The 12,809-nt window shown below is 68.1% G+C and carries 11 protein-coding genes; 7 read left to right on the top strand and 4 right to left on the bottom strand.

Going from position 1 to position 12,809, the window contains the following annotated elements; genetic code table 11:
* The coding region (locus tag ACRDUX_RS28650) for an FAD-dependent oxidoreductase (protein ID WP_526418862.1) at positions 1–825 on the top strand (825 nt) is incomplete at its 5' end.
* Positions 826–939: 114 nt separating this feature from the next.
* Positions 940–1,620 carry a DUF899 domain-containing protein gene (locus tag ACRDUX_RS28655; RefSeq protein WP_526418864.1) on the top strand — a complete coding sequence of 227 codons (681 nt, stop codon included), beginning with the start codon at positions 940–942 and terminating at the stop codon, positions 1,618–1,620.
* Here the strand turns inward: ACRDUX_RS28655 and ACRDUX_RS28660 are convergent.
* Entirely contained in the window at positions 1,617–2,090 is a 474-nt protein-coding gene (locus ACRDUX_RS28660; protein WP_526418866.1) for a DUF1348 family protein, read from the bottom strand. The genes ACRDUX_RS28655 and ACRDUX_RS28660 overlap by 4 nt on opposite strands.
* 64 nt (positions 2,091–2,154) lie before the next feature.
* On the opposite strand from ACRDUX_RS28660, the gene ACRDUX_RS28665 reads away from it, so the two are divergent.
* Positions 2,155–2,919: an SDR family NAD(P)-dependent oxidoreductase gene (locus ACRDUX_RS28665; RefSeq protein WP_526418868.1), complete on the top strand. Its 765-nt coding sequence runs from the start codon at positions 2,155–2,157 to the stop codon at positions 2,917–2,919.
* Between the two features lie 23 nt (positions 2,920–2,942).
* On the opposite strand, the gene ACRDUX_RS28670 is transcribed toward ACRDUX_RS28665, so the two are convergent.
* A complete protein-coding gene (locus tag ACRDUX_RS28670; RefSeq protein WP_526418870.1) occupies positions 2,943–3,812 on the bottom strand; it encodes a MaoC family dehydratase in 870 nt (289 codons plus the stop codon).
* Between the two features lie 83 nt (positions 3,813–3,895).
* Positions 3,896–4,792: an Lrp/AsnC family transcriptional regulator gene (locus ACRDUX_RS28675; protein ID WP_526418880.1), complete on the bottom strand. Its 897-nt coding sequence runs from the start codon at positions 4,790–4,792 to the stop codon at positions 3,896–3,898.
* Positions 4,793–5,026: 234 nt separating this feature from the next.
* Here ACRDUX_RS28675 and ACRDUX_RS28680 point away from each other — a divergent pair, with 234 nt between their 5' ends.
* From ACRDUX_RS28680 to ACRDUX_RS28695, 4 genes are all read left to right on the top strand, one after another.
* Positions 5,027–6,658: a thiamine pyrophosphate-binding protein gene (locus ACRDUX_RS28680; protein WP_526418872.1), complete on the top strand. Its 1,632-nt coding sequence runs from the start codon at positions 5,027–5,029 to the stop codon at positions 6,656–6,658.
* A 23-nt stretch (positions 6,659–6,681) separates the two neighbouring features.
* On the top strand, positions 6,682–8,145 hold the full coding sequence (locus ACRDUX_RS28685) for a sodium:solute symporter family protein (protein ID WP_526418882.1): 1,464 nt from the start codon (positions 6,682–6,684) through the stop codon (positions 8,143–8,145).
* A gap of 73 nt (positions 8,146–8,218) precedes the next feature.
* Positions 8,219–10,246, top strand: a complete 2,028-nt coding sequence (locus ACRDUX_RS28690; protein WP_526418874.1) for an SDR family oxidoreductase — start codon at positions 8,219–8,221, stop codon at positions 10,244–10,246.
* Positions 10,247–10,270: 24 nt separating this feature from the next.
* Complete coding sequence (locus ACRDUX_RS28695; RefSeq protein WP_526418876.1) at positions 10,271–11,344, top strand: nucleoside hydrolase; 1,074 nt, start codon at positions 10,271–10,273, stop codon at positions 11,342–11,344.
* 8 nt (positions 11,345–11,352) lie between these two features.
* On the opposite strand, the gene ACRDUX_RS28700 is transcribed toward ACRDUX_RS28695, so the two are convergent.
* The coding region (locus tag ACRDUX_RS28700; protein WP_526418878.1) for a DNA polymerase Y family protein at positions 11,353–12,809 on the bottom strand (1,457 nt) is incomplete at its 5' end.

Here is a 12,809-nt window from a genome sequence, read left to right on the forward strand (position 1 = left end):
CTCTACACCTGCCTCGAGGAAGCAGCACCGTACGACGAACGGGAGCAGATGTCCCTCACCGAATTCGAGGACAGCATCCGTCGCGTGCTCGGGGTCGACATCCCGTTGAGTGAGCCAACTCGGTTGACGCGCTTCACCTATGGCGCCCGGCAGGCCGATCACTACCGCGCCGGACGGGTCCTGGTGGCAGGCGATGCGGCCCACCAGTTCCCGTCGGGGGGCGTCGCGGTCAACGCGGGCATGCTCGACACCGTCAACCTGGCCTGGAAGCTGGCCGCCGAGATTCACGGGTGGGCGCCCGATGGCCTGCTGGACACGTACCACGACGAGCGCCACTTCGCCGGTGCGCGAACGTTGTTGCACACCCAGGCGCAGGTGGCCCTGCGGCGCGGACTCGACCCGGCCGCCGACGCGCTTCGGGAGGTCTTCTCCGAACTGCTCGCCGATGAGCAGGCACAGCGCCGCGTCGGGGCGTTCATCGCAGGCACCGACGTCCGCTATCCGATGCCGGGTCCCAATCCACATCCCTTGGCAGGCACTTTCGCACCCGACCTCGGGTTCGACCTTCGCGCCGCACGACCCGTGTTCCTCGACCTCGCCGACCGAAGCGACCTTCGCGAGGTGGCCGGAGACTGGCGGCACCGCGTCGACATCCGCGCCGCAAGGCCCGAAGGTCGACCCGCCGACGCGCTCCTGATCCGCCCCGATGCCAACATCGCCTGGGCCGCAACGGTCGACGAGCCCATCGACGCCGCCGCGCCCACACTGCGCGACGCGCTCTCCGCGTGGTTCGGCGCGCCGTTGACGGCGCTCAGTCGAACGTGATCACGGCGCGGCCAACGACGTCGCCGCGGGCCAACTCGTCAAGGTTGCGCGATGAGTATTGCCGGTCCATTCGGTCGATACCTCGAAGACACCCATCACCACGAGGAGATCCGCATGACCACGTCCCCCCTACCCACGGTGGTCGACCAGGACACCTGGCGCGCCGCACTCGACGAGCTCCGCGCCCGAGAGAAGGCCGCCACCCGAGAACTCGATGCGATCGCCGCGCAGCGCCGCAGACTGCCGATGGTCGAGATGCCGGATTACACCCTGACCGGACCGGACGGTCCCCTCAAGCTGGCCGACGTCTTCGACGGTCGCCGCCAGCTCATCGTCTACAACCACATGTGGTTCGACGACGCCGAGTGGCAATGCGGCGGCTGCACGGGGTTCACGTCGCAGTTCACCCGGCTGGACTTCCTGGACGCCTACGACGCCCGCTTCGTCATCGTGACCAACGGCCCGATCGACCAGGCGCTGGCGTACAAGGCAAGGGTCGGCAACAAGATGGACTGGTACTCGTCGTCGGAGAGCAGCTTCGGCGCCGACGTCGGGGCCGCCCCCGGCACCGGCTTCGCAGTCAACGTGTTCCTCCGTGACGGGAACACCGTGTACCGCACGTGGCACACCGACGGCCGCGGCACCGAACAGCTGAGCCACACCTTCGCGTTGGTCGACCTCCTCCCGTGGGGCCGCCAGGAGGAATGGCAGGACTCTCCCGAGGGCTGGCCGAAGGCGCCGACGTACTCCAAGTGGCTCGACTCGCCTGACGTCGCCCGGCTCTACGGCGGCTAATGCAACGGGATGTCTTGCCCCCATTCGGATTCCGGGCGCGGACCGAAGTACCGGCGGTCGGTCTCGTCGATGGAGAGGTCGTTGATGCTGGCCTCGCGTCGGCGCATCAGGCCGCGCTCGTCGAACTCCCAGAGCTCGTTGCCGTAGCTGCGGTGCCACTGGCCCGCGGCGTCGTGCCACTCGTACTGGAAGCGCACCGCCATCCGGTTCTCGCGAAAGCCCCAGAGACTCTTGCGCAGGACGTAGTCGAGCTCCCTCTCCCACTTCGCGGTGAGGAATTCGACGATTGCCGTTCGGCCCGTGATGAACTGGTCGCGATTGCGCCACACCGAGTCCTCGGTGTAGGCCAGGCTGACCCGCTGCGGGTCACGTGTGTTCCACGCGTCCTCGGCAGCTTGGACCTTGACGATCGCGCTCTCGAGGTCGAAGGGCGGAAACGGCGGTTTGGCTTCGCTTGTCTGGGAGGTCACGGGACCGTCCTTCCGTGTCTGTGTCTGTGAGCAGTCCGCAGATTGCCAGCGGATGATGGCCATCATGACGCAGAAACTTGACGGCACGGTGGCATTGGTGACGGGTGCGAGCAGTGGCATCGGCGAGGCGACGGCCGTTGCCCTTGCCGCCGAGGGCGCGACCGTCGCACTGCTGGCCCGGCGAAGGGATCGGCTCGACGACCTCACCTCTCGCATCGAATCCGCAGGCGGCACGGCGATTGCCGTCGAGGCCGACGTCTCCGACCAATCCCAAGCCACGGCGGCGGTCGAGCGCGTGATCTCAGAGCTCGGCAGGCTCGACACCGTTGTCAACAACGCCGGCCTGATGCTGATCGGTCCGGCCGCCGAGGCCGACCCGGCCGACTGGGACAAGATGCTGTCGGTCAACGTCCAGGGCCTGCTCTACGTGACGCGCGCCGCCCTGCCGCACCTCATCGCGGCCGCCGTGGACTCGCCGCGCGGTGTCGCCGACGTGGTCAACATCAGCTCGACCGCAGGCCGCGTCGCGCGACCGGGTACCGCCGTCTACGCGTTGACGAAGTTCGGCGTCGGCGCGTTCTCGGAGGCCGTCCGCCAAGAGGTGCTCGGCAAGCGGGTCCGCGTCGGCCTCGTCGAGCCGGGCACGGTGCAGACCGAGATCACGAACCAGCTGCCCGCCGCCGACCGCGAGGCCATTGAGCAGCGCAGCCCGGGCATGGTGAAGCTCGAGCCCGAGGACATCGCCGACGCCGTGACCTACATGGTGACGCGCGACCGTCGCGTCGCCGTCAACGAGATCCTGGTCAGGGCGGCCGAACAGACCTGGTAGCGAGCCGGATTCGGCCCCGAGTGTCAGTCCACGTACTCGACGGTGCCGTCCTCGAGAACGACGCGCAGGTTCGACCCGTCCGCCTCAGCCGCCTCGGTGCGGAACACCGCATGTCCTGGCTCGGTGCGCCAGACCGACGTCGTCAGCGTCTCGCCGGGGAACACCGGCGAGGTGAACCGCGCGCCCACGGCCTTGATCTTCGTCGCGTCATTACCGCCGAGCTCGGCCACCAGCACGCGCCCGGCCACCCCGTAGGTGCACAGTCCGTGCAGGATCGGCTTCGGGAAGCCGGCGAGATTCTGCGCGAACCAGGGGTCGCTGTGCAGCGGGTTGCGGTCGCCCGACAGCCGGTAGATGAGCGGCTGGTCCTCGGTGGTGGGCAGCGCCACCTTCGCGTCGGGTTCACGGTCGGGAATCTGCGGTGCGACGGGCCGCTCCCCCGGCTGCCCGCCGAAGCCGCCCTCGCCGCGGATGACCGCGGTCGAGACCGACTCCGCGACGACCTCACCGGTGTCCGGATCGGTGCCGGTGCCCTTGAAGACCAGGATGGCGTTCTTGCCCTCACCCTTGTCCTGGATGTCGACGACCTCCGAATGCACGTTCAGCCTTCCCGACGGTGGCAACGGAGCATGCAGGCGAATCTGTTGCGAACCATGCAGCAGCATGCCGAAGTTGAAGCTGCCGACCTCACCGACCGCACCCCACGCGGGGCATGCGATGACGGCGTAGGTCGGGAGCACCTGCTGGGAGATGTCGTGACTGTTCTCGGTCGTGAATGCCAGATCCTTGGTGCCTGCGCCGACGCCGAGTGCGTACAACAGGGTGTCGCGTTCGGTCCATTCGAACGGCTGCGGCGCGGTCTTGGCACCGATGGCGTCGGGGTTGATCGGCATGCATTCTCCTTTGAAGGCGTTGGCGGCTCAGTTCGGACGATAGCGCGACCGGTCACCCACGAACCGCCCGCAGTGGCTGTGGGTCACTGGCTGGGCGGGCCCAAGCCGGACGCGTAGCTCTCCTTGACGACTTCGAGGTGCGCCCAGCTCTCGACGCCGTTGACCCCTGGCATCGCCCGCACGATGTCGAGCAGCTCGACCAGCTGCGCCGCGGAGAACGCCCGCACCGTCACCAGCACGTCGAAACGCCCGAGGGTGCGAGCGACGAAGATCACCGACGGCATGGCCGCGACCTGTTCGACGACTTCGCGGTGATCACCGGCCAGGCGCACTCCCAACCCCATCGCACGCTGCCGATCCCGCCCGGAATGCCGCACCACCGCGCCGACCCGGACAACCCGTGCTTCGATCAGCCGGACCACCCGCCGCCGCACGCCGGCAGGTGAGAGTCCGACGCCCCTGGCGAGGTCGACGTAGGAGACCCGACCGTCCTCTTGCAGGGCGCGCAGCAGTGCCAGATCGGTCGCGTCGACCTCGGTGCACACGTCGCCGACGGGCCCCACCACGTCGCGAACCACCTCGACGTACGTGAGCGTGTCGACACCCGACACGCCGTCGAGCGCCCTCAGCTCGGAGATCGCGGCGTCGATGTCACGGGCGGAGGCGGCCCGCACCTCGGCTACCAGCCCGTGGCGTCCGCTGGTGAGTGACAGGAACGGGACATCCTCGCGGCGGGCGATGACGGCGGCCAACGGCCTGGCCCGGCCATGGACGGAAAGGCCGACATAAGCCAGTACGCCTCTGCCGATCACCGCGGGGTGAACGACCCCGCGGACCACCACCTGGCCGGTGGCGAGGAGGCGCTGCACGCGGATTGCCACCGACGACCGCGACAAGCCGGTGATGCGGGCGATCTCGCGGTGCGTCAGCCGCCCATCGACCTCGAGTAGTTCCACGATCGCGTCGTCTACCTCGTCCAAGGCCGCCCTCCGGTCAAGATCGGTGGAAACAATCTTCACCCAACTCAGGCGACATAAAAGTCAAATTGATGCCCAAATATGGATGGTTGTGTACCGATGGTGCCTAATTTGCCGACACTTCGTGATCGAAACCACCATTACACGAATTGAACTGCTTGCGAGGCGTTTTTCGCAGTCGTATGGTGACGCACACCACATCCACAGGATCGGCGTTGCGTCACGAGGAAGAGACCCATGGCTGAACGAGTTCGAAACGGCGGGGATGTCGTCGTTGAAACGCTTGCTGCGCTGAATGTTTCACATGTATTCGGCATCCCCGGACAACACGCGCTCGGTTTGTTCGATGCGATCCGGCGAAGCAACCTGACGTTCGTGAGTTCGCGCGTCGAGAACAATTCGGCCTTCGGTGCCGACGGCTACGCGCGCGTCACCGGCGAGGTCGGTGTGCTGTTCCTGTCCACCGGGCCTGGCGCGCTGACGGCGCTGGGGGCACTGCAGGAGGCATATGCGACCGGTGTGCCACTTGTGGTGATCACCAGCCAGGTGCCCCGGTCCGGACTCGGCCTGCGCAAGGGCATGCTGCATCAGCTGGATGATCAGCAGCGCAGCGCCACCAATGTCACCAAGAGCACCGCCGTCGTCCACGAGGCTGCCGAGATCCCCAGCCTGCTGGCCGACGCGTGGGCGCTGGCTCAGTCGGCACCCGCAGGCCCGACCTGGGTCGAGATACCGCAGGACGTCCTGCTCGAAGCCACCCACGTGCCACCGGTCGGATCGGTGATCGCCGACGTCGCCGAGCGCCCCGCCCGAGCCGAACTGATCGACGAAGCGGCGGCGATGCTCACCGCCGCGAAGAATCCGGTCATCCTCGCCGGCGGCGGTGTCCGCCGTTCCGTTGGCGGGCCCGAGGCACTCGTCACCCTCGCCGAGCTGCTGGACGCACCGGTCGTGTCGACCGTCGGCGGCAAGGGCGCCATTGCATTCGACCATCCGCTGTCCGCCGCGTCGTGGATCGAGGACGGGTTCACCACCGAACTGCTGGAGAACGCCGACGTCCTGCTCGCCGTCGGCACCGCGATCGGCGAGGTGACGAGCAACTACTTCACGTTTCGGCCGCGGGGCCGGCTCGTCCACGTCGATGCCGAGCCGCGGGTGCTGGAGGCCAACCATCCCGGCCTGAGCATTCACGCCGACGCGGCGCTCGCATTGCAGGCGATCGCCAAGCTGGTGCCCGCCCGTAGTGCAGCGTCGGGCGCCCGAATCGCCGCCGAGCTGCGAAACACCGTGGAGCACAGGCTGGCCCAACAAGACCTCGCCCACGAGCTGATGCTCGTCGACGATCTCCGCGCCGCCGTCCCAGCGTCGGCCCACACGTTCTGGGACATGACGATCGCCGGATACTGGGCGTGGTCGGCGTGGAATCCGCTCGACGGCGGCTTCCACTCCGCGCAGGGCTCTGGCGGACTCGGATTCGCCTATCCGGCAGCGCTGGCCGCGGCGATCGGTTCGGGGACCCGCACGTTCGCGGTGTCCGGTGACGGCGGAGCGATGTACTCGATCGCCGAGCTGGCCACCGCCCGCCAGCACGATGCCGACGTCACCTGGCTGATCGTCGACGACGGCGGCTACGGAATCCTGCGCGAGTACATGACAGCGGAGTTCGGCCAGGCGACCGCCACCGAACTCACCCGACCTGACTTCGTCGCCCTGGCAAGTAGTTTCGGCGTCCCGGCTTACCTAGCGTCGCTGGACGACGTGGGTGAGATCGTCTCGAGGACGTTTGCCGAGTCCGGACCTTCGGTCGTCGTGCTGCCCACAGTATTGCGCATGTTCGCACCCACCCATCAGTCGTCAGTACCCGAATAGAAGGCACCACAATGGACCGCTCAATCGACGTCGCCATCGTCATCGTCTACCTCGCCGCCATGTTGGCATTCGGCTTCTGGGGCAAGACCAGGACCAAGAACTCCGCCGACTTCCTGGTCGCAGGCCGACGTCTCGGACCCGCGCTGTACACCGGCACCATGGCCGCGGTGGTACTCGGCGGCGCGTCCACCGTGGGCGGCGTGGGCCTGGGCTTCAAGTACGGCATCTCGGGCATGTGGCTGGTCGTGGCGATCGCCGTCGGTCTGCTGCTTCTCAGCGTCGCGTTCGCGGGACGCATCCAGCGACTGCGCGTGTATACCGTCGCGCAGATGCTCAGGCTCCGGTACGGCATCGACGCGACGTCGTCATCCGGGATCGTCATGGTGGCCTACACGTTGATGCTGTCGGTGACGTCGACGATCGCCTACGCGACGGTGTTCAACGTGTTGTTCGGCACCAGTCGGACGGTGTCGGTCATCATCGGCGGCGCGATCGTGATGCTGTACTCCTCGATCGGCGGCATGTGGTCGATCACGCTGACCGACATGGTTCAGTTCGTGCTCAAGACGATTGGCGTGTTCTTCCTGCTGTTGCCGTTCACCTGGCACGAGGCAGGCGGGCTGGACGGCATCAGGGAGCGCGCGAACGGCGCAATGTTCGACCTCGGCGCCATCGGCACCGAGACGATCATCACGTTCTTCGTCGTCTACAGCTTCGGCATGCTGATCGGCCAGGACATCTGGCAGCGCGTGTTCACCGCGCGGTCGCCGAAGGTCGCGAAATGGGGCGGCACCGCCGCAGGGATCTACTGCCTGTTCTACGGCGTCGCCGGTGCCCTCATCGGGATGGCCGCCTCGACGTTCCTTCCCGGTGTCGAGGCCAAGGACGACGTGTACGCACTCATCGCGGAGACGATCCTGCCGGTGGGCGTCAGCGGGATCGTGCTGGCCGCAGCCGTCGCCGCGATGATGTCGACCGCGTCGGGAGCTCTGATCGCGACGGCCACCGTCGCACGGACCGACGTGAAGCCGCTGCTGCAGCGACTCGTCGGCCGCACACCAGGAGCCGAGGAGGAGGACGCCGAGCGCGACGTGCACTCGGATCGTCTCTACGTGGTCGTGCTCGGCATTGCCGTGATCGTGATCGCCGCGCTGCTCAACGACGTGGTGGGAGCCCTGACGATTGCCTACGACATCCTGGTCGGCGGCCTGCTGGTATCGATCCTCGGCGGCTTTCTGTGGAAGCGCGCCACCGGAACCGGCGCCCTGTGCGCGATGGCCCTTGGCACGGTGGTGACGCTGGGATCGATGGCCGTCTTCGGTGTGCTCGCCAACGAGCCGATCTACTTCGGGCTGGCCGCCAGCCTCGTCGCCTACGTCGTCGCCAGTCTTCTCACTCCACGCACGCCGTCGGACGTCCTGGCCGTGTGGGACGACCGGCTCGCCGGGCGCGACGTCGCCGACGCCCAGATGAACAGCACTCCGTAACCCGCCGGACCCCGCAACCCGATCGGGTCACACCCTGTTGACCTACGGCGGGACAGGGGTGACCATGACTCGCATGCGCTATGTCGTTACCGGCGGTACCGGGTTCATTGGCAGCCGTGTCGTGTCCGCCCTCGTCTCCCGCTCCGACGATCCCGAAGTGTGGATTCTGGTGCGCCGGGAGTCCCTGTCGCGGTTCGAACACCTCGCCCGCCAGTGGGGCGACAGGGTGAAACCGCTGGTCGGTGATCTCACCGCACCGGGCCTGGGTCTCGCCGACGAGACGCTCGCCGAACTCGGCAGCGTCGACCACGTGGTGCACTGCGGAGCGGTCTACGACGTCACCGCGGACGACGACGCTCAGCGCGCCGCCAACGTCGACGGCACCAGGGCCGTCATCGACCTTGCCCTGCGGATGGACGCGACGCTTCACCACGTGTCGTCCATCGCCGTGGCGGGCACGTTTCCCGGCGAGTACACCGAGGAGGACTTCGACGTCGCGCAGGACCTGCCGACGCCGTACCACCAGACGAAGTTCGAAGCCGAGATGCTGGTGCGCGCCGCGCAGGGACTGCGTATGCGCATCTACCGACCCGCCGTCGTGGTCGGAGACTCCCGGACCGGCGAAATGGACAAGGTGGACGGTCCGTACTACTTCTTCGGCCTCCTGGCGAAACTGGCCGTGCTGCCCAAGTTCACCCCGATGATGCTGCCCGACACCGGCCGCACCAACATCGTGCCGGTGGACTACGTGGCGGATGCTCTCGTCGCGCTGGTCCATTCCCCAGGGCGCGACGGCCAGACGTTCCACCTCACCGCACCGAAGTCGATTGGCCTCAAACACATCTACCGCGGCGTGGCGCGCGAAGCCGGACTGCCGGACTTGCGTGCCGCCCTGCCAGGGTCGATTGCGACACCGTTCCTGAAGGCGACGGGACGCGCGAAGATCCTGCGCAACATGGCCGTCACCCAGCTCGGCATCCCCGCCGAGATCCTCGACGTCGTGGACCTCGCCCCGACGTTCACCTCGGAGAACACAGAAGAAGCGTTGCGGGGCAGCGGGATACACGTCCCGGAGTTCTCGACGTACGCTCCGAAGCTGTGGCGGTACTGGGCCGAGCACCTCGACCCCGACCGAGCGCGCCGCGACGATCCCGCGGGCCCGCTGGTGGGCCGCCACGTCATCATCACGGGCGCCTCCAGCGGCATCGGCAGGGCATCGGCGATCGCGGTGGCCGAACGCGGCGCACGCGTGTTCGCGTTGGCGCGCAACGCAGAAGCACTCGACGACCTCATCGGCGAGATCCGCGAATCCGGCGGTGACGCCTACGCCTTCACGTGCGACGTCACCGACTCGGCATCGGTCGACCACACCGTCAAGGACATCCTCGGCCAGTTCGGCCACGTCGACTATCTGGTGAACAACGCAGGCCGCTCGATTCGCCGGTCGGTATCGGCGTCGACCGACCGGCTCCACGACTACGAACGCGTCATGGCGGTCAACTACTTCGGCTCGGTGCGGATGGTGCTGGCACTGCTGCCGCACTGGCGCGAGCGCCACTTCGGACACGTCGTGAACGTGTCGAGCGCGGGCGTACAGGCCAGGAGCCCGAAGTACAGCGCCTACATACCGAGTAAGGCTGCGCTCGATGCGTTCGCCGAAGTGGTTGGCACCGAGACCCTTTCGGAGCACATCACGTTCACCAGCATCCACATGCCATTGGTCGAGACGCCGATGATCGCCCCGTCGCGCAGACTCAACCCGACGCCCGCGATCTCCGCTGAACACGCCGCCGCGATGGTGGTGCGCGGCCTGGTGGACAAGCCGGCACGGATCGACACTCCGGTCGGCACATTGGCCGACGTCGGGATGTACTTCACGCCGAAGCTGTCCCGCCGAGTGCTGCATCAGGTCTACCTCGGCTATCCGGATTCGGCGGCCGCCAGGGGTGTCGTCCCCTCCCCCGAACCCCCGGCGGCAGCGCCAGCCGAGCCCGAGCCGGCCCGACGGCCCAAGCGCCCCGTCCGCTCGGCGGCGACGACGCTGCGGGTTCCCCGACCGCTCAAGCGCGCGGTGCGGTTGGTACCGGGTGTGCACTGGTAGCCGGCCGGACCTATCGTTGGCGGCGTGACTGGGTTGGTCTTGAGTGGCGAAATCCCTACGGCGCGACTGCCCGTCTTCGTCGACGTCGACACCGGGGTCGACGACGCGATGGCGCTGGCCTATCTGCTGGCCAGTGCCGATGCCGAGATCGTCGGCATCGCCTCGACCGCGGGCAACGTGCCCGTCGAAGAGGTCTGCGCCAACAATCTGGGACTGCTCGCACTGTGCGGAGCCACCGACATTCCGGTCTCGAAGGGCGTCGAGCGCCCGTTGGCCGCGCCGCTGCGCACCGCCGAGGACACCCACGGGCCAACGGGGCTCGGGTACGCGCGACTGCCCGCCGGCGGCGGCGAACTCACCGACTACGACGCGGCCACCGCCTGGGTGCGCGCCGCCCGCGAACGCCCCGGTGAGTTGATCGGGCTGGTCACCGGCCCTCTGACCAACCTGGCGCTGGCCATGCGCATCGAACCGGGCCTGCCGAGGCTGCTGCGGCGGCTGGTCGTGATGGGCGGCGCGTTCGACTACCGCGGCAACACCACTCCCGTCGCCGAGTGGAACATCTACGTCGACCCCGAGGCGGGCTCGGAGGTCTTCACCGTGTGGAGCGCGGCGTGGGGACTCGACAGACCCACCCACCTCCCAATCGTCTTGGGACTCAATCTCACCGAGAACGTCGCAATGACGCCCGCGATACTCAGCAGGCTCGCGGCCGCCGCTGGCTCCGCGACCACGCCGATGAGTGTTCTCGACGACCGCGGTGCCCGGTCGGCGGCATCCAACCCGCTGATCCGCGTTCTCGAGGACGCGATGCGCTTCTACTTCGAGTTCCACTTCGACCAGGGCGAGGGCTATCTGGCCCATATGCACGATCCGCTCGCCGCGGCCGTGGCGCTTGACCCCGATCTGGTCCTCTACCGGCAAGCGACTGTCGACGTCGAGCTGACCGGCACCCTGACCCGCGGCATGACGGTGGCCGACTGGCGCGGGCACTGGGGCCGACATCCCAACGCGAACATCGGCTTCGAGGTCGACCCTGACGCATTCTTCGAGCGCTTCATCGCGCGGGTCGGCCCGTTCGCCGCGACGCTCGGCTGAACTCTCGACTATTCGTAGACCCCCTCGAGGTACCACTGCCGCTGCCGGTAGCACAGCAGCATCGCCCGGTCGGCGACGTCACCTCCTCCATCCGGCTCCTCGAGCAACACCTGCACTCGCGCCGTCCGACCGGCCTTGCCTGATTTCGCCGTGTCCCACCATCTTTCGTCGACGGGCCACGGTCCTGCCCACCAGCTCAGCCTGCCCGACCTACCGTCTCCGGTGAGGCGCACCGGGTCCGCGGAGAACAGCCCCCGACCGGTCACCCGCACCGGGTTGCCCTCGGCGTCGAGGAGTTCGACCGGGTCGTCGAGCAATACGGTCGGTGACGGTTCGGGGAGTTGCCCTGGCCACGGTTGGCCCGGGTCGGCCCTTGGCACCGGCTCGTCTCCCAATGGCGTGAAGGTGATGCGTTCGGCCGGCCCGCGGCCGCCACTGAGCACCGGCACCTGTACCGACTCCGGGCCGAGTAGGCCTTGCACCCGCACCAGGGCCCGACGGGCACGCAGGCGGTCGTCGTCGCCGGAGGAGCCCCACAACGGCAACTGCAGCGCCGCGGCCGACACCACCTCCACCGGATGCAGACGCAGCGTGACGATCGGGGCCGACGGCCGGTCGTCCGGATTGCGCCGGTTCAGCCAACCGTCGAGCTGCCAGCGCACCCGGTCGGCCGTGGCATCCTCGGTCAGCGGTTCCGCGCACCGCCAAACCCGCTGCATCTCTTCACCATTGGCAGTGACCGCATGGATCGCCAGCCGGGTGCAGCCGACCCCCCTCGACTCCAGGCTGCGGTGCAGCTCACCGGCGAGCGACCGTCCGGCGAAGGCGGCGGCGTCCACTCTGTCGATGGCCGGATCACAGTCCATGACGGCGTCGAGATCCGGCGCCGGCTCCCGGCCCGATGGCCCGCGGGTGGGCTCACCTCGAGCGAACCGGTGAGCGATGATCGCATCGGCGCCGAACCGCGACGCCACGTCGGTGCGCAACAGCGCAGCGAATTGACCAATGTTACGAATTCCCATCCGCCACAACAGATCCGCTAGATCTTCGCGGCCAGGAGCCGCCAGGCTGGGTTCGGTGGCCAGCTGCCGGATCGACAACGCGGCCAGGAAGGACGCATCACCACCGGGCTCGACGATGCAGCCGGCGCGAGCCGCGAACACCGCGGTGGACATTTGATCGGCAATGCCGACCTGACACTCTGCCCCAGCCGCGGCGACCGCGTCGACGAGCCGTTCCGAGGCAGCCTGCTCCGACCCGAAGTAACGGGCCGCCCCGCGGACCGACAACACCAGCAGACCCGGCCGCAGTACCTCCGCACGAGGAACGACCTCGTCCACCGCTGCCGTCACACGCTCGAAGTGACGGGCGTCGCGGCCGGGGTCGGCGGTGACGACGTGGACGTGCGGACAGCGCGCCTGGGCCTCCCTGCGACGCAACCCCCGCCGCACTCCCGCCGCACGGG

The organism is Mycobacterium sp., from assembly GCF_050701675.1.
GTDB lineage: Bacteria > Actinomycetota > Actinomycetes > Mycobacteriales > Mycobacteriaceae > Mycobacterium.

Excerpts from the sequence above, each read along its gene's own strand:
- ACRDUX_RS28665 (WP_526418868.1), top strand. The coding sequence starts at position 2,155 with ATGACGCAGAAACTTGACGGCACGGTGGCATTGGTGACGGGTGCGAGC.
- ACRDUX_RS28690 (WP_526418874.1), top strand. The coding sequence starts at position 8,219 with ATGCGCTATGTCGTTACCGGCGGTACCGGGTTCATTGGCAGCCGTGTC.
- ACRDUX_RS28655 (WP_526418864.1), top strand. The coding sequence starts at position 940 with ATGACCACGTCCCCCCTACCCACGGTGGTCGACCAGGACACCTGGCGC.
- ACRDUX_RS28670 (WP_526418870.1), bottom strand. The coding sequence starts at position 3,812 with ATGCCGATCAACCCCGACGCCATCGGTGCCAAGACCGCGCCGCAGCCG.
- ACRDUX_RS28680 (WP_526418872.1), top strand. The coding sequence starts at position 5,027 with ATGGCTGAACGAGTTCGAAACGGCGGGGATGTCGTCGTTGAAACGCTT.